Source organism: Halorubrum sp. 48-1-W (assembly GCF_003287355.1).
GTDB lineage: Archaea > Halobacteriota > Halobacteria > Halobacteriales > Haloferacaceae > Halorubrum.
The window spans coordinates 48,061-63,999 of record NZ_QMIM01000001.1 but is presented as its reverse complement, the minus strand read 5'-3'; the positions used below and the strand labels follow the sequence as shown (position 1 = coordinate 63,999).

Sequence of the window (15,939 nt, the reverse complement as noted above, 5' to 3'; positions counted from 1 at the left end):
CGGCGAAAAGTGTCGCGAAAAGAGGGTCAGGGTAGTGTTGCCACTCACGAGGGGCTGGCTCAGCCGAGTTTCCGACCCACCCCCCACGCCCCGCGTGCCGTCCGGATCTTCGGTCCCGCGTCGTCGCGGTAGTGCGTCTCCGCTTCCTTCAGGCGCTCCGGGTCACGCCCGGCGTCGACCCAGTACCGCTTCAGCCGCGTGACCAGCTCCGACCAGGACTCGCCGCCGAGGTAGCCCATCTTCACCCGGAGCCGGGCGTCACGCTCCTGGACGTGGATACCGTTCGCCTGGCAGAACGCGATCAGCTCGTCCGTCCGGTCGTCGAGCGACTTCCGCTCGGCGTTCTGGACCGCGTTCGCCGCCGCACCCATCGCGTTCCGCACGCCGACGCGGGCGGACTCGAGCGCTTCGACCACCTGCTCGGCGACGTGATGGGACCGCAACGCCACGGATCCCTGCTCGCGGACCACCATGTCCTCGATCCGTCGAAGCCCCCGTCGGACGCTGTCGGGGTGCCAGTCGTGTTCCTCCGCGATCTCCGCCGGCGACACGTCTCCGCCGTCGGCGACGAGTGTTTTCAGCGAGTCCCACTCGACGGGAGAGAGCCCGTCGGCGAGCTGGCGAACGACCACGTTCCGCTGGTCGCTCTCGACGCGCTCGAGGTTCAACGGGAGCACCCGCGAGCGGTCGACCGTCTCCGCGTCGAAGTACGCATCGGGGACGAACGTCCGCCCGCCGCCGGGACCGTCGTCGTCGATCCGCTGGGTGGGAAGCCCCGCCTCGTTCAGCGTCGCGAGCACCGCCTCCTCCAGCTCGTCGGCGAGGAGATCGTGGTCGGTCGGCCGGAGCGTCTCGTCCCACCGACTCGACTGATAGGACGCTTCGACCTTCGGATGTGCGAGCGGGTGGTCGTCCGGCATCGATTCGGCGTTCCTCGCGTAGTAGTGTTTCATCTCCTTCGGCACCCGGTGGTCCGGGAAACACTCGCGGACCCGCTTCGGCCCGAGCGTCACCGTGTGGTAGTAGCCCGCCCGCTCGGTATCGTCCTGGACGACCTTCCGGTACCCCGAGCGATCGCTCTCGAGGAGGTGGCCCATCCGCGCGAGCGGCCCCTCGCGGGCGTGGACCGGCCCGGACACGTCGCGATCGAGCCGGACGTACCGCGCTGTGTCGATCACGACGCTGTACTCGTCGTTGCGGTCGTCGAAGTACATCGGATCGAGTGTCACCGCGCCGGCCGCCCGCTGGATGACCGTCTCCACGACGTCGAACTCGACGTTCGACGCGTTCACCCGGACGTTCACCGCGTCGCCGAGGTCCCACATCGGCCGGGCGACTGAACCCCCTTCCTTCGATTGGAGTCCGTGCCACCGCGGCTGGATCAGGGCCTTCACCTTCCGCTCGCCCACCTCGTCGTCGACGACCGCGTTCAGCCGGAACTCCCGAAGCGTGTCGAACTCGACGCGCGTCCCGTCCGGCGTCTCGCCGCCCTCGGGCGGGGCGAGTCCCGACTCTTGGTACGACAGGGTGACGTGCCACTTCTCGCCCTCGAGCCGGAAGCTCCCGCGCCGGCTCCCCGTCGCGTCGACGAGTCGGGCGGCACCGAACCACGCCCGGAGTTCCGGGTAGACGTAGTTCGCCATGTACTCGTGCGGGGCGGTCGCGACCGCCTTCATCGCGAGCGCACCTCGCGGTCGAGATAGCAACCGGCACACTCGACGCGGTCGCCGAGACGAACCCGAACCGACGGGCGAGCGCGGCCGCACGTCTCACAGGTTCGGCTCACGCGACCACCACCACCAGGTTCACCACAGCGACGATCGCGCCGACCGTCGCGATCGCGAACCCGATCCATCCGGGGGCGTCGACGGCGTCGGCGGCGGTCGGCCACGCGGCGGCCGCGACCGCAACACAAGCACAGATACCGACGATCGTCGCGAGCTCGCCCATCGCGAGCAACTCGCGAACGACCGGGTTCGCCTCCGCGTTCGGGCCGACCGCTCGAGCCGCGAGGACCGTCGTCACCGCGTCGAGAACCCCGTGGCTCGTGAAGATCGCGGCCGCCTCTCCGCTCCGATCGCGAGTCACGCCGACCGCCTCCGTTCGGCGTCGCGTTCCCACCGAAGCCGGGCGGCGTCACGAACGCCGTCACGCGGACCGTGAACCGGGTCGTACAGCCGGCTCGCGCGGACGAACGGCGTCATCCCGAGAGCCCCCCGTTCCACGGCTCGCCCGCGTTTCGGGAGGGGCTGGTCTGTGGGTCCGGCGTCGACACGTCCTTTCCGGCCGAGCTTCCCTCACAGATCCGGATCCACGAGTCACACTCGGGGCACCGGTGAGCCAGATCGTCCTCGTCGCCGTGGACCCGTCGGAAGTCGGCCGGAACGTACTCCTCGCAGAACCGACATCGGTTACGTCGCAGATCCCGATCGAGGGGGATCACGTAGGAACACCCCCCGTTTGACGGACGGTCTCCGCAGTATTTCGAACGAGCCCCCGTGTACCGATAGCAGGGGCTCTTCGGACGAGAAACAGTTTATTTCGTATGGGACCGCTGAGAGTCGAACTCAGGTCCTACGGACCCCATCCGCAGAGGATACCACTACCCCACGGTCCCGGGTCGCACTCGGAGGGACGACCGTCGCGTAATTAAGGACTTCGTTTCACTCGTCGCGGGGCACGACGAGGTCGCCGTCCTCGCGCACCGCCAGGCTCGCGACCGGGTCGCCCTCGTAGACGGCCAGCCCTTCGCACCGCGAGACGACGTACCCGTCGTGGTCGGCCTCGACGGTCCCCCTCGGTTCGCCCGTCGCCGAGACGACGTCCGCGAGGACGTCCCCCTCGGAGAACACCTCGCCCGCGTCGACACGGTGACGAACGAGCCCCGAGACGTCCGTCGTCGGGCCGCGATAGCGCCGAACGGGGTACTCGACCGGCGCGTCGTCGACGTAGGTTCCGGGCTCGTCGACGTCCGCCGGGACGTCGTCGGGGGCGAGCAGGCCGCGCTCGACGGCGACCGCGAACGCGCCGGCGACGCCGCCGGCGACGAGGCGGTCGTCGACGACGCCGTGTGCGCCGAGTTCGGCGGTGAACGCCGGGATCCCGGCCTCGTTGAGGACGGCCCCCGCGAGCGAGCGCTGGAGGTCCTCCTCGACGTACTCCACAGCCGGGTACTCCGTCAGCGTCGGGAAACCGAAGGCGTCGACGACGGACTCGAGGTCGGTTGCCAGCGTCTCCGCTGTCGACTCGCTTCGACGGTCGCCGTACAGGACCCGGTCACGGATCGCGAACGGCTCGCTGCCGACGCCCGCGGTGTGACAGTCGATCAGGGCGTCCGCAGCGACGGGCCCCGACCCCACTTCGCCCTCGCCGACGATCGCTCGGTAGAGCTGTGTGTCGATCCGTTCTTGAAGCTTCGGCGGACGCGCCGACTCCGCGTCGGCGTCGGGGAAGTGCCGGTTCGGGTCCTCGTCGTCGTAGTAGGTGTGTCTGGCGTTCCGGCGGAGGCCGGCGGGCGAGACGACCGGGACCGCGACGACCGCCCCCGCGAGCGAGCGCAGGGTCGCCGGGTCCGCGACGAGCGCGTCCATCGTCTCCAACACCACGGCGATCCCGGTCGCCTCGTCGCCGTGGACGCCCCCAGTCAGCCACAGCGTCGGGCCCGGGTCGGCCCCGTTGGCGACGACCACGGGGAGCCGTTCGGGGGTTCCCGTCGGGAGGTCGGCGACCTCGAGCCACCCGCGGTCGACGGTTCCGGGGTCCGCACTCGCGCTTCCGAGTTCGAGTCGGCGGTCGGCTTCCATGGGCGGACCGCTCCCGCCGGACTCATAAAAGAACGCGTTCGAGCGCGACGACCGTTCCCGAATCGGCGTCCGGGTCGCCGACGAGCCGGCCGAGACAGACCGCGGTCCCGTTCGGGGTGAAACAGGCGACGAGCGGGGCGTCCGCGTCGGCGTCCCGCTCCGATTCCGGGACTGCGTCCGACGCGTCCGGGTCGCGATACGCGTCCGGGTCGCGATACGCGTCCGGGTCGCTGTCGATCACACCGGGCGCGTAGACGGGGGCCCCGGTGGCGACGTTGCGCGCTGCGGAGGGCGCGATCGTCACGGACGGGAGGTGGGCCAACGCGTCCTCGGCGGGGCGGACGACCTCCCGGAGGAACCCGTCGTCACCCGCCTCGGCCCACGCGAGCGCGTCCACGAGGTCCTGGAGCGTGTGGAGGTCCCGGTCGTCGAAGGGGTCCGTGGCGGTCCGACGGAGGTGGCCCATGTGTGCGCCGACGCCGACGGCGAGCCCGAGGTCGTGACAGAGTTTGCGGACGTACGTCCCCGACTCACAGCCGATCCGGAGCAGGGCGCGTCGCTCCGCGAGTTCGAGCACGTCGAGGTCGTGGACCGTCCGGGTCCGGAGCCGGCGGGTGACCGCGCTCTTCCGGGGCGGTTTCTGGTAGATCTCGGCTTCGAACTCCGCGACGACGTCCCGGAAGTCCGCCGGCGCGGGACCGTGGAGCTCCAGCACCGAGACGTACTCCTTCGACCCCTCGAGGAAGACCTGGGCCATCCGGGTCGCGGTGCCGGTGAGCGTCGGGAGACAGCCGGTCACCTTGGGGTCGAGCGTGCCCGCGTGGGCGACGCCGTCGATCCGCGGACCGTCGGGGTCGAGCGTCGCCAGCGCGTCGTTTATCGCGTCGCGCACCCACGCGGAGAGCTGGTGTGAAGAGGGTCCCGCGGGCTTGTCGACGTTGACGACGCCGAACCGCAACAGCTCCGGGACCGACCGCTCCCCCGGCGGGGCTCGGAGCGGGTCGTCGGGTCCGGAGTCGGCGGGTCCGGGGTCGGCGTCGGCGGTCGTGGAGCCGGAGTCGGCGGGTCCGGGGTCGGCGTCGGCGGTCGTGGAGCCGGCCGTGGTGTCGTCGGTGTCGTCGGTCATCTGGGTGTCAGTCCGTGGTTCCGGGGTCGTCGGCGTTCAGAAGTCGTAGGAGACCCCCTCGATCGGGACCTTCCCCTCGTCGACGTCGGCGTCGTACGCCTCGACCGTGGCGACGAGCGCGTCGAGGAACGGGTCGGGTCCCCAGCGGGCGGTGTTGTAGGCAGCGTCGTAGATGGAGAGGTCGTCGATGTCGATGTCGTAGTACTCGAGGTACCGCTTCCGTTCGGAGGCCTCGCGGCGGAGCGTCTCCTCGCGGGCCTGCGAGACGGGTTTGTCCTCCCGGTCGGCGATCCGCTCGGCGCGGACGTCGACCGGGGCGTCGAACCAGAAGCGCAGGTCGGCGTGCTCGCCGGCGAGCCAGCCGGCCAGCCGCGACTCGAGCACGACCGCCTCGCTGGTCGTCGCGATCTCGCGGAGCCGGCGGTCGAGGTCGCGGTCGATGTCGCCGTCGTCCTCGGCGTGTTCGTTGAACTCGACGGGGGTCATGCCGCGGTCGGCGGCCATCTCCCGGAAGATGTCGCCGCCGGAGACGTGGTCGAGCCCGAGCGCCTCGGCGAGCCCCGCGGCGTTCGTGCTCTTCCCGCTCCCCGGCGGACCGGAGACGGTGATCAACATATCCACCCTCCGGCAGGGCCGTTCAAAACGGTTGCCGTTCGCGTCCGGGACCGCCGGCCGCGTGGACGGTCCTCGCGTGCTACCTTTCAACAGCGAGAGAGTTCCGCCGTTCACGGCGGGCGTGAATCGCGTAAGCTCCGCTGGGAACCCGTCCGCTACTGCTGGTCCTGAGTCTCCAACGCTTCCAGACCTGCTTCTAAAACCTCAGTATAGGCTTCCGAAAGGTCCAAATCGTTCGCTTCCGCGTAGTCTTTGACTCGGCCACCGAGCGTGTGTGAAATATCGATGTTGGGTCGCATGACGAAAAGACTTTAAGACTAAAAGTATAATAATCTGTTGTCGTGAAGCGCACCAACACGTTCGCCGTGCGCCCGCTCTCCAACAAGGGAGAGCAACTGCTACGGGAGTTGTTGGACGCTTCTGCCGCTCTCTGGAACGAGGCTAACTACGAACGCCTCATGCGGTACAACGACGAAGAAGGCTACGAAGACGAGGACGTGTGGGACGCTGATACTGGCCGACTCGAAGGCACGTACAAAGGCGTGCTTGGTGCGTCCACCGCCCAACAAGTGATACGGAAGAACTCCGAAGCATGGCGTGGGTTCTTCGATACGAAAAACAAGTATCACGACGAGTCGAATACGTCAGTCACTGAACACCCGGAACCACCGGGGTTCTGGGGCAACAAAGACGACGGACGAAAACTGCATACAGTCATCCGGAACACGTCGTACACCATCGAATGGGGAGACTGCTCCCGGCTCGAAATACTGGTCGGGAACGAATTGAAAGACCGATACGGCCACACCGGACGTCTCCGGCTGGAAATCGCTGGCAACCCGAATTGGCCCGAGTACGAGAAACAGGGCCGGTTAGACTTGTGGTACGACGAGACAGACAGCACCTTCCGAGCTTCGCAACCCGTGACTGTTTCTGACGGTGTACGGGCAATTCCACTGGCTGACGAGACGGCCGCTCTGGATATTGGTGCAAACAATCTCGTCGCCTGTACCACAACGGCCGGCGAGCAATACCTGTATGAGGGCCGTGAGTTGTTCCAGCGGTTCCGCGAGACGACACGAGAAATCGCCCGGTTGCAGTCGAAACTCGAAGAAGGCCAGTACAGTAGCAAGCGTATCCGGCGGCTGTACCGTAAGCGAACCCGCCGCCGCGACCACGCCGAAGAGGCACTGTGTCGTGACCTGCTGGAACGTCTGTACAAGGACGGTGTGGACACGGTGTATATCGGTGGCTTGACTGACGTGCTGGACACGCACTGGTCGGTCGAGACCAACGCCAAGACGCACAACTTCTGGGCGTTCGAGAAATTTACCAAACGGCTGGCGTGTACCGCCGAAGAATACGGTCTCACGGTCGAAGTGCGGTCGGAAGCGTGGACCAGCCAAGAGTGCCCGCAGTGCGGCAGCACAGACCGCACCACACGGCATCAGGACACGCTCACCTGCCCGTGCGGGTTCGAGGGCCACGCCGACCTCACCGCGTCGGAAACGTTCCTGAGACGGCACGCTGAGCAGGCAGTCAGGCCGATGGCACGGCCCGTGCGGTTCGAGTGGGATGACCATGATTGGTCGGGGATACCATACCCTCACGAACGTCCCAAAGAACAGCGCACAGACCCGAGTACCGTCCACCGTGACGGGAATGTTGCCTCCGGGGAATCGGCATAGCCGAGACTCCCACGGAGGAAACCCCGGCGTTCACGCCGGGGAGGATGTCATTCGGTCGCGGCCGTCATCGACCAGACCGCGACGAGGCCGAGGAGGACCGCTGGGACGAGCGGGAGCGCGAGGTACGTCGCGAAGAACGTGAGCCCGAACGCCCCGGCCGCGTACGGGTACGCGTAGATGATCCCGGGGATGACGAGGACGCAGACGAACAACACGGCGGTCAGCGCCCACCCCTTTCGCCCGAAGCCGTCGGCGGTCGGCTCCGCGTCGCCGGCGGTCGGCTCCGCATCGCCGGCGGTCCCTCCCGCGATCTCGGCGGTCGGGTCCCGATCGTCGTCGGTCGCGGTCGCGGTCCCGGTTGCGGATCCCTCCGCTTTTGCGCCGGGGTCCGCGGATCCGGCGTCGCCGTCGCTCGGGGTGTGGACGTATCCGGCGTCCGTGTCGGTCTCAGAGCTCACTGTCGGGTATCAGGACCACTTTGCCAAAGCCCTCACGGTTCTCGATCATCCCGTGTGCGCGGGCAGTCTCGCTCATCGGGAGCGTCTCGCGGACCCGCGGTTCGAAGGTGCCGTCCCAGACGAGTTCGAGGACGTCGTCGACCTCGCCCGGCGTCGCCATCGTCGAGCCGATCACGGAGAGCTGGTTCCAGAAGATCCGGTTGAGCCCCGCGTCCGGGTTCGGGCCGGTCGTCGCCCCGCAGGTGACGAGCCGGCCGCCCTTCGCCAGCGACCTCAGCGAGTCGGGGTACGTCGCCGCGCCGACGTGGTCGACGACGACGTCGACCCCGCGGTTCCCGGTCAGTTCGGCGACCTCCTCGGCGAAGTCGACAGCCTCGTAGTCGATGGCGTGGTCCGCGCCGCAGTCCTCGGCGTGCGAGAGCTTCTCCTCGGTGGAGGCGGTCGCGAACACCTCACAGCCCGCGTGGTCGGCGATCTGGACCGCAGCGTGACCGACGCCGCCGGACGCGCCGAGCACCAGGACTCTCTCTCCCGCTTCGACGTCCGCGCGTGTATGGAGCATGCGCCACGCGGTCTGGAAGACGAGCGAGGCGGAGCCGGCCACCTCCCAGTCGACCCCGTCGGGGACGGGGACGAGGTTGTCGGCGGGCACCGCGGCCGTCTCGGCGTGGACGCCGCGGACGTGCTCGCCGATGATGTGGAAGGAGGCGCACAGCGACTCCTCGCCGTCCCGGCAGAACTCGCAGTCGCCACAGCCGACGCCGGCGCTCACCGCGACGCGGTCGCCGGGCTCGAACCGCGTCACGCCCTCGCCGACCGCCTCGACGACACCGGCGGCGTCGCTGCCGGGGACGTGCGGCATCTCCAGGTCGACGCCGGGGAGCCCGCGGCGGGTCCAGATATCGAGGTGGTTCAACGCCCCGGCCTTGACGTCGACGAGCACCTCCCCCCGGTCCGGCTCGGGGTCGGGGAACTCGCCGTACTCGATCACGTCGCGGTCGCCGTGGGCGTCGAACTGGACGGCCTTCATGGGGACAGTCACCGCGGCGGACCACTAAACAGTACGCCATGCGTCGGAAGGGTACTCGGTGCGTCGTCTTCGTGGGGCTCGGTGCGTCGTCTTCGTGGGGCTCGGTGCGTCGTCGCGGGGGTCGGCGCGTCGTCGTCGCGGGGGTCGGCATCGTCGTCTTCGTGGGGCTCGGTGCCTGGATTACCCGTGGGACCGAGAACCACTCGTCCGGGGCTTTCGTGACGTTTAAGTACCGAAGCGGAGTTGATCCGGACGCACGAACTGCAGGGGTGCCGGGCCCCGAGTCCGAGAGGGCGACGATACGACGCGAGTTGCGGTAGCCAAGCCTGGCCCAAGGCGCAGGGTTGCTAACTCTGTGGCGTCACTGCCTCCGGGGTTCGAATCCCCGCCGCAACGCTCGAAACGACCGAGCACCGCCGGATCGCGCCGGTAGGGCTCACTGCGATCAACACATGAGCACGGAAGAATCACAGGACGACTCGCCGGAGGAGGCCGAAGACCTCCAGTACTTCGTTCGGATCGGGGGCGCGGACCTCGACGGGACGAAGACGGTCGAGCGAAGCCTATCTGAACTCAACGGTATCGGCACGCGCATGGCGCGGCTGGTCGCCGAGGAGGCCGGCGTGGACCGAACGTCCACGTTCGGGCTCCTCGACGAGGAGGAGATCGAGGCGGTGGTCGACGTCGCCGAGAACCTCGAGGACCACGTCCCGTCATGGATGACCAACCGACAGAACGACTTCTTCACCGGGGAGACGACCCACCTCGTCGGCACCGACGTCAACGAGAAGCGGCGTCACGACATCAACCGGATGAAGCAGATCGAATCGTACAAAGGCGTCCGACACAAGCGCGGCCAGAAGGTCCGCGGCCAGCGGACGAAGTCCACGGGCCGGACCGAGGGGACCATCGGCGTCAACGTCGAGGAGATCCGGGAGGAGATGGCCGAAGAAGAGGCGGGTGACGAGGAATGAGCACCGGCAAGAACACCAAGGGCTACGAGACGCCGAACCACCCGTACCAGGGCGAGCGGATCGCCGAGGAGTCCGACCTCCTCTCGCGGTACGGCCTGAAGAACAAAGAGGAGCTCTGGCGGGCGCAGTCGGAACTGCGTCGCATGCGCCGGGAGGCGCGACGCCTCCTCGGCGAGGCCCAGGGTGACGTCGAGGCCGCACAGGACGCCGGCGCGGCGTTCGTCGCGCGACTGCGCAGGATCGGCGTGCTCGGCGACAACGACGACATCTCGGCGGTCCTGTCGCTCGACGTGACGGACCTGCTCGAACGCCGCCTCCAGACGGTGGCGTACCGACAGGGATTCGCCTCCTCGACACAGCAGGCCCGCCAGTTCATCGTTCACGGACACGTCACCGTCGACGGCGCGCGCGTAACGCGCCCCTCGGTGAAGGTCGACGTGAGCGACGAGGGCGCCATCGCCTTCGACGAGAACAGCCCGCTCGCGGACGATCTCCACCCCGAGCGCGCGGAGTCACAGGAGTAACCAATTATGAGTGGATCCGAGGACGGAAAGTGGGGCATCGCCCACGTGTACGCGTCGTTCAACAACACGCTCATCACGGTCACCGACGAGACGGGCGCCGAGACGATCGCCAAGTCGTCCGGCGGCACCGTGGTGAAGCAGAACCGAGACGAGGCGTCGCCGTACGCCGCCATGCAGATGGCCGAGGTCGTCGCCGAGCGGGTCAAGGAGGCTGGCTTGGAGGGCGTCCACGTCCGCGTTCGTGGCCCCGGCGGCAACCTCAACAAGTCGACCGGTCCCGGCGCGCAGGCGACGATCCGCGCGCTGTCGCGTGCCGGCGTCGAGATCGGTCGCATCGAGGACGTCACGCCCATCCCGCACGACGGGACGAAGGCGCCGAAGAACAAGCGAGTCTGACATGACGGAAGCCGACTTCGACGTGGAGTACGTCGAACGGGACGATCGCAGCGCGCGGGTACTGATCCGCGGGCTCACCCCGGCGTTCGCCAACGGCATCCGCCGGGCGATGATCGCCGACGTCCCGACGTTCTCGATCGACACGGTGCGGTTCGTCGAGAACTCCTCCGTGATGTTCGACGAGATGATCGGGCTGCGGTTAGGGCTCGTTCCGCTGACGACGCCGCTCGACGAGTTCGAGACCGGCGACACCGTCACGCTCGCGCTCGACGTCGAGGGGCCGGCGACCGCCTACTCCGGGGACATCGAGTCCGCGGAGCCGATGGTCGTGCCCGCCGACGAGAAGATCCCGATCGTCGAACTGAAGGAGGGACAGCGGCTGGAGTTCGAGGCCGACGCGGTCCTCGACGCCGGCAAGGAGCACGCCAAACACCAGGGCGGCGTCTCGGTCGGCTACAGACACCTCCAGCGCGTCTCGATCACGGGCGACCGTGGCGAGTTCGACGAGGAGGAGCCGCGAATCCTCCGTGGCGTCATCGAGACGCCGGAGGGCGAGGTCGTCGCCACCGACGAGTTCGGTAACGACCTCTCGGAGCGGTATCCCGGGAAGGAAGTGCGCGTCGAGGACGTCCCCGGCGCGTTCGTCTTCCACATCGAGACGGACGGCTCGTTCACGGTCGAGGAACTGCTGCTCCGCGCGATCGACTCCCTCGAGGAGCGCGCGGACGAACTTCGAACGAAGGTCGCGGTCTAAGGTATGCCGGCGCTTCAAACCACCCACCCGGCGCTCGCCCCGTTCGCGAGCGTCGGCGTCGTCCCGTCGGGCGGGGCGGTCCCGGACGTCGGGATCGCCGCGAGCGGCGGGACCGAAAGTGGTTTGAAGGGAGCCGGAGTACCCAGGAGTGCACGCAGGGATAGCCAAGTCAGGCCAACGGCGCAGCGTTCAGGGCGCTGTCCTGTAGAGGTCCGCAGGTTCAAATCCTGCTCCCTGCACTCCGCTTTTCAGGAACCCCCCACAGGGAGGGACAGCTATGAGTAGCAAGACGAATCCGAACTTACAGAACCTCATCGCCGATCTCAAGTCGGTCTCGCGTGACTCCGGTGCCAACGTATGGCAGGACGTCGCCGACCGACTGGAGAAGCCACGGCGTACCCACGCCGAGGTCAATCTGAGTCGCATCGAACGGTACGCAAACGAAGACGAGACGGTCGTCGTTCCCGGCAAGGTGCTGGGCAGCGGCGTCTTGGAGAAGAACGTCACCGTCGCCGCCGTCGACTTCTCGGGCACCGCCCGCACGAAGATCGACCAGGCCGGCGAGGCGGTGTCGCTCGCACGGTTCGTCGACCGAAACCCCGAGGGCGGGAACGTCCGGGTGATCCGATGAGCCTCGCGAAGGTCGACGCCGACGTCGTCGTCGACGCCCGGGACTGTATCCTGGGTCGGGTCTCCTCGAAGGTCGCCCAGCGCGCCCTCGACGGGGAGACGGTCGCGGTGGTCAACGCGGAGCACGCGGTGATCACCGGCAACGAGGAGGCGACGATGGACACCTACCACACCCGCGCGAACCTCGGCTCGGACAGCGGGCCGTACTACCCGAAACGTCCGGACCGCATCTTCAAGCGGGCCATCCGCGGGATGCTGCCGTACAAGAGCGAGGACGGCCGCGAGGCGCTCTCGAACGTCCGCGTCTACGTGGGCAACCCCTACGAGCGCGACGAGGACGCCGAGGCGGTCGTCCTCGAGGACACGTCGCTGGACCGACTCTCGAACATCAAGTTCACCACGCTCGGGGACGTCTCCGAGTCCCTGGGAGCTAACGTCACATGGTAACTAACACCTCGGGCAAGAAGAAGACGGCCGTCGCCCGCGCAACGGTGCGCGACGGCGAGGGTCGCGTTCGAATCAACTCCCAGCCGATCGAGCTGGTCGAACCGGAGCAGGCGCGCCTCAAGATGCTGGAGCCGTTCCGCATCGCCGGCGAGGCGCTCCGCGACGACGTCGACATCGACGTCGACGTGGCGGGCGGCGGGTTCAGCGGCCAGGCGGACGCGACGCGGACCGCCATCGCCCGCGGGCTCGTCCAGCACCTCGGCGACGCCGAGTTGCGCGACGCGTACATGAGCTTCGACCGCACCCTGCTGGTCAACGACGTGCGCCAGTCCGAACCCAAGAAGTGGGGCGGACCCGGCGCGCGTGCCCGCTACCAGAAGTCCTACCGCTGAGGTGATCCAGTCATGATGATCCCCGTCCGGTGTTTCACGTGCGGCAACGTCGTGGGCGAACACTGGGAGGAGTTCAAAGCGCGCGCTCGCGAGGGGGACGAGGACCCCGGCGAGGTGCTCGACGACCTCGGCGTGAACCGACACTGCTGTCGGCGGATGCTGGTGAGCCACCGGGATCTCGTCGACGTCGTCTCGCCGTACCAGTAACAATGTCAGCACAGAGATACAATCGGTACGAGAAAGCGCGGATCCTCGGGGCACGCGCCCTACAGGTGTCCTACGGGGCCCCCGTGCTGATCGAGACGAACCAGACGGAGCCGATCCTCGTCGCTGCGGAGGAGTACGACGCGGGTGCGCTCCCCTTCACCGTCCGGAGGGAAGCCGACGCATGACCCGTATCACCAGCGTCTCGTTGCGCCGGATCCTCGACTCCCGGGGCAACCCGACGGTCGAGGCGGACGTGCTCACCGAGTCCGGCGGCTTCGGTCGGGCAGCCGCCCCGAGCGGCGCGTCGACCGGCGAGTTCGAGGCGATCGAACTGCCCGCCGAGGAGTCCATCGCGAAGGCGCGGGAGCGCGCGGTTCCCCGTCTCGAAGGGCTGTTCGCCGGCGACCAGCGGTCCATCGACGGCGCGCTGCGCGCTGCCGACGGCACCGACGACTTCTCCGCGATCGGCGCGAACAGCGCGGTCGCGATCTCGATGGCGGCGGCGAAGGCCGGCGCCGACGTACTCGGCGCGCCGCTGTACCAGCACCTCGGCGGCGCGTTCCGCGGCGACAACTTCCCCGTCCCGCTGGGTAACGTCGTCGGCGGCGGGGAGCACGCCAAGGAGGCGACGCACATCCAGGAGTTCCTCGCTGTGCCGGTCGGCGCGCCGAGCGTCTCGGAGGCCGTCTTCGCGAACGCCGCGGTCCACTCGGCGGTCGCCGACGTGCTCGACGAGCGCGGCGTCCCGGCAGCGAAGGGCGACGAGGGGGCGTGGGCCCCGCCGATATCGGACGCGGAGGCGTTCGAGGTAGTCGAGGAGGCCGTCGACCGCGTCGAAGCGGATGTCGGCTTCGAGGTCCGTTTCGGGCTCGACGTGGCGGCCTCCGAGTTGTACGACGACGAGGCGGACGCGTACGTCTACGGCGAGGAGACGCGCTCGACCGACGAACAGGTCGCGTACATGGCCGACCTCGTCGAGGAGTACGACCTCGCGTACGTCGAGGACCCGCTCGACGAGAACGACTACGAGGCGTTCGCGGAGCTCACCGACCGGGTGGGCGACCGGACGCTGGTCTGCGGTGACGACCTGTTCGTCACCAACGTCGAACGGCTCCGCGAGGGGATCGACGTGGGCGCGGCCAACAGCATCCTGATCAAGCCGAACCAGATCGGGACGCTCTCGGACGCGTTCGACGCGGTCGAGCTCGCGACCCGGAACGGCATGGAGAGCGTCATCTCCCACCGCTCGGGCGAGACCGAGGACACGACCATCGCACACCTCGCCGTGGCGACCGACGCCGCCTACATCAAGACGGGCACGGTCGGCGGCGAGCGCACCGCCAAGCTGAACGAACTGATCCGCATCGCGGACGACGCGGTATGACGGACTACACGACGCATGAGTGAAGACAACGACGCGGTCGAACTCGACGAGGACGCCGAGACCGAGGCGGTCGACGCGGACGTCGAGGAGGAGGCCGACACGACCGAGGAATCGACCGCCGACGCGGGTGCCGAGGGGGCCTCCGCCGACGCCGAGACCGAGACCGAAACCGCGGACGACGCGGTCGAGACGGACGCCGAGGCCGAGGGGGCGGACGCCGAGGCCGACGGGACGGACGCCGAGGCCGACGAGGAGGCGGCCTCCCCGTTCGACGACGACGTCATGCCGGACGACGACGTCGACCTGCTCATCCCCGTCGAGGACTACCTCTCCGCTGGTGTCCACATCGGGACCCAACAGAAGACGAAGGACATGGAGCGGTTCATCCACCGCGTCCGCGACGACGGGCTCTACGTGCTCGACGTGAGCGAGACTGACGGTCGGATCCGCACGGCCGCCGACTTCCTCGCGAACTACGACCCCGAGCAGATCCTGGTCACGTCCTCGCGCCAGTACGGCCGGTTCCCGGCCCAGAAGTTCGCCGACGCGGTCGGCGCCCGCGCGCGGACCGGCCGGTTCATCCCCGGCACGCTCACGAACCCCGACTACGCCGGCTACATCGAGCCGGACGTGGTCGTGGTGACGGACCCCATCGGCGACGCCCAGGCCGTCAAGGAGGCGATCACGGTCGGCATCCCCGTGATCGCGATGTGTGACTCGAACAACCAGCTGTCGAACGTCGACCTCGTCATCCCGACGAACAACAAGGGTCGACGCGCGCTGTCGGTCGTCTACTGGCTCCTGGCCAACGAGACGCTCGACCGCCGCGGCGCGGACACCGTCTTCGCCCTCGAGGACTTCGAGGACGAGCTGTAAGCCGGCGCCTTCGAGTTCGACTCGCGTTTTTACCGCCGATCGATCCCCGCCGAGCGACGGGGCCGTCGATTATCCGTCGTCGGAACCGGCTCCGGCGTCCGGCACGTCGTGGGTCCACCGCGACTCGATCTCCCTGTTGGCGAGCACGACCCGGTCGCCGTCGTCGGTGTCGATCCGGGTCTTGCGGAGTTCGATCGATGCGACCGTGCCGGTCACCCCCTTCGCCTCGACGCGGTAGCCGACGTTGAAGTCGGGATCGCGGAGGAGGTAGACGCCCGCGACGGTGTCCTCGATCATCTCGGAGAGCGCGTAGGAGATGCCGAGCGCGATGAAGCCGACCGCGGTGCCGAGGCTCGCCGCGATCTCGCCCATGCCGACGACCTTCAGGAAGGTGAGCGCGACGCCGAACCAGAGGAAGACGGCCAGGAGCGTGACGAGGAGGTCGCCGACCAGTTCGCGGTCGCCGACGTACACCCGCTCGACCGACGACCGGACGACCGCGAGGACGACCCGCACCGTCACGTACGCCAGCACGAGGAAGACGATCCCCGAGAGGAGTCGGGGGACCACGGCGACGACGTCGTCGAGGAAGTCGGTGAACGACCCGACGATCAGCGATCCGATCGAGGTCATGG

Annotated in this window: 21 protein-coding genes and 3 tRNA genes; 14 read left to right on the top strand and 10 right to left on the bottom strand. The window is 68.3% G+C overall.

Features of this window, described 5'->3' with window-relative positions; all coding sequences use genetic code 11:
• Nucleotides 1–59 precede the first annotated feature (59 nt).
• The 7 genes from DQW50_RS00395 to cmk all read right to left on the bottom strand — a co-directional run bounded on the left by DQW50_RS00395 (nt 60) and on the right by cmk (nt 5,544).
• Nucleotides 60–1,676: a hypothetical protein gene (locus DQW50_RS00395; RefSeq protein ID WP_112077358.1), complete on the bottom strand. Its 1,617-nt coding sequence runs from the start codon at nt 1,674–1,676 to the stop codon at nt 60–62.
• A gap of 106 nt (nt 1,677–1,782) precedes the next feature.
• Nucleotides 1,783–2,088, bottom strand: a complete 306-nt coding sequence (locus DQW50_RS00390; RefSeq protein ID WP_112077598.1) for a hypothetical protein — start codon at nt 2,086–2,088, stop codon at nt 1,783–1,785.
• Nucleotides 2,089–2,200: 112 nt separating this feature from the next.
• On the bottom strand, nt 2,201–2,443 hold the full coding sequence (locus DQW50_RS00385) for a hypothetical protein (protein ID WP_241964284.1): 243 nt from the start codon (nt 2,441–2,443) through the stop codon (nt 2,201–2,203).
• A 103-nt stretch (nt 2,444–2,546) separates the two neighbouring features.
• Nucleotides 2,547–2,617, bottom strand: a tRNA-Pro gene (locus tag DQW50_RS00380).
• 46 nt (nt 2,618–2,663) lie between these two features.
• Nucleotides 2,664–3,803: a succinylglutamate desuccinylase/aspartoacylase family protein gene (locus DQW50_RS00375; RefSeq protein ID WP_112077357.1), complete on the bottom strand. Its 1,140-nt coding sequence runs from the start codon at nt 3,801–3,803 to the stop codon at nt 2,664–2,666.
• A 22-nt stretch (nt 3,804–3,825) separates the two neighbouring features.
• Entirely contained in the window at nt 3,826–4,929 is a 1,104-nt protein-coding gene (locus DQW50_RS00370) for an RNA-guided pseudouridylation complex pseudouridine synthase subunit Cbf5 (protein ID WP_112077356.1), read from the bottom strand.
• 36 nt (nt 4,930–4,965) lie between these two features.
• A complete protein-coding gene (gene cmk, locus DQW50_RS00365; RefSeq protein WP_112077355.1) occupies nt 4,966–5,544 on the bottom strand; it encodes a (d)CMP kinase in 579 nt (192 codons plus the stop codon).
• A 341-nt stretch (nt 5,545–5,885) separates the two neighbouring features.
• Here cmk and DQW50_RS00360 point away from each other — a divergent pair, with 341 nt between their 5' ends.
• Nucleotides 5,886–7,232 (top strand): RNA-guided endonuclease TnpB family protein, encoded by a 1,347-nt coding sequence (locus tag DQW50_RS00360; protein WP_112077354.1) that lies wholly within the window; start codon nt 5,886–5,888, stop codon nt 7,230–7,232.
• 47 nt (nt 7,233–7,279) lie between these two features.
• Here the strand turns inward: DQW50_RS00360 and DQW50_RS00355 are convergent, their stop codons facing one another.
• Together DQW50_RS00355 and DQW50_RS00350 are read right to left on the bottom strand one after the other, a co-directional pair.
• Nucleotides 7,280–7,690, bottom strand: a complete 411-nt coding sequence (locus DQW50_RS00355) for a hypothetical protein (RefSeq protein ID WP_112077353.1) — start codon at nt 7,688–7,690, stop codon at nt 7,280–7,282.
• Complete coding sequence (locus DQW50_RS00350) at nt 7,680–8,720, bottom strand: zinc-binding dehydrogenase (RefSeq protein WP_112077352.1); 1,041 nt, start codon at nt 8,718–8,720, stop codon at nt 7,680–7,682. The genes DQW50_RS00355 and DQW50_RS00350 overlap by 11 nt, the downstream gene beginning before the upstream one ends.
• A gap of 310 nt (nt 8,721–9,030) precedes the next feature.
• On the opposite strand from DQW50_RS00350, the gene DQW50_RS00345 reads away from it, so the two are divergent.
• From DQW50_RS00345 to rpsB, 13 genes are all read left to right on the top strand, one after another.
• Nucleotides 9,031–9,116 (top strand) — tRNA-Ser (locus tag DQW50_RS00345).
• A gap of 56 nt (nt 9,117–9,172) precedes the next feature.
• On the top strand, nt 9,173–9,694 hold the full coding sequence (locus DQW50_RS00340) for a 30S ribosomal protein S13 (RefSeq protein WP_112077351.1): 522 nt from the start codon (nt 9,173–9,175) through the stop codon (nt 9,692–9,694).
• Nucleotides 9,691–10,218 carry a 30S ribosomal protein S4 gene (locus tag DQW50_RS00335; protein ID WP_112077350.1) on the top strand — a complete coding sequence of 176 codons (528 nt, stop codon included), beginning with the start codon at nt 9,691–9,693 and terminating at the stop codon, nt 10,216–10,218. The genes DQW50_RS00340 and DQW50_RS00335 overlap by 4 nt, the downstream gene beginning before the upstream one ends.
• Nucleotides 10,219–10,224: 6 nt before the next feature.
• Nucleotides 10,225–10,614, top strand: a complete 390-nt coding sequence (locus DQW50_RS00330) for a 30S ribosomal protein S11 (RefSeq protein WP_066417396.1) — start codon at nt 10,225–10,227, stop codon at nt 10,612–10,614.
• A gap of 1 nt (nt 10,615) precedes the next feature.
• Entirely contained in the window at nt 10,616–11,368 is a 753-nt protein-coding gene (locus DQW50_RS00325; RefSeq protein WP_112077349.1) for a DNA-directed RNA polymerase subunit D, read from the top strand.
• Between the two features lie 154 nt (nt 11,369–11,522).
• Nucleotides 11,523–11,607: transfer RNA gene (locus DQW50_RS00320), tRNA-Leu, on the top strand.
• 38 nt (nt 11,608–11,645) lie between these two features.
• Nucleotides 11,646–11,999, top strand: coding sequence for a 50S ribosomal protein L18e (locus DQW50_RS00315; RefSeq protein WP_112077348.1), 354 nt, complete (start codon nt 11,646–11,648; stop codon nt 11,997–11,999).
• Complete coding sequence (locus DQW50_RS00310; RefSeq protein WP_112077347.1) at nt 11,996–12,445, top strand: 50S ribosomal protein L13; 450 nt, start codon at nt 11,996–11,998, stop codon at nt 12,443–12,445. Before DQW50_RS00315 ends, DQW50_RS00310 begins: the two co-directional genes overlap by 4 nt.
• On the top strand, nt 12,439–12,837 hold the full coding sequence (locus DQW50_RS00305) for a 30S ribosomal protein S9 (protein WP_112077346.1): 399 nt from the start codon (nt 12,439–12,441) through the stop codon (nt 12,835–12,837). Before DQW50_RS00310 ends, DQW50_RS00305 begins: the two co-directional genes overlap by 7 nt.
• A gap of 12 nt (nt 12,838–12,849) precedes the next feature.
• Complete coding sequence (locus DQW50_RS00300) at nt 12,850–13,044, top strand: DNA-directed RNA polymerase subunit N (protein WP_112077345.1); 195 nt, start codon at nt 12,850–12,852, stop codon at nt 13,042–13,044.
• Nucleotides 13,045–13,046: 2 nt separating this feature from the next.
• Nucleotides 13,047–13,229 carry a DNA-directed RNA polymerase subunit K gene (locus DQW50_RS00295; RefSeq protein WP_112077344.1) on the top strand — a complete coding sequence of 61 codons (183 nt, stop codon included), beginning with the start codon at nt 13,047–13,049 and terminating at the stop codon, nt 13,227–13,229.
• A complete protein-coding gene (gene eno / locus DQW50_RS00290; RefSeq protein ID WP_112077343.1) occupies nt 13,226–14,428 on the top strand; it encodes a phosphopyruvate hydratase in 1,203 nt (400 codons plus the stop codon). Before DQW50_RS00295 ends, eno begins: the two co-directional genes overlap by 4 nt.
• Nucleotides 14,429–14,443: 15 nt before the next feature.
• Nucleotides 14,444–15,304 (top strand): 30S ribosomal protein S2, encoded by an 861-nt coding sequence (gene rpsB / locus DQW50_RS00285; RefSeq protein WP_112077342.1) that lies wholly within the window; start codon nt 14,444–14,446, stop codon nt 15,302–15,304.
• A 69-nt stretch (nt 15,305–15,373) separates the two neighbouring features.
• Here rpsB and DQW50_RS00280 read toward each other — a convergent pair whose 3' ends face one another.
• Nucleotides 15,374–15,937 (bottom strand): mechanosensitive ion channel domain-containing protein, encoded by a 564-nt coding sequence (locus DQW50_RS00280; protein WP_112077341.1) that lies wholly within the window; start codon nt 15,935–15,937, stop codon nt 15,374–15,376.
• Between the last annotated feature and the right edge of the window lie 2 nt (nt 15,938–15,939).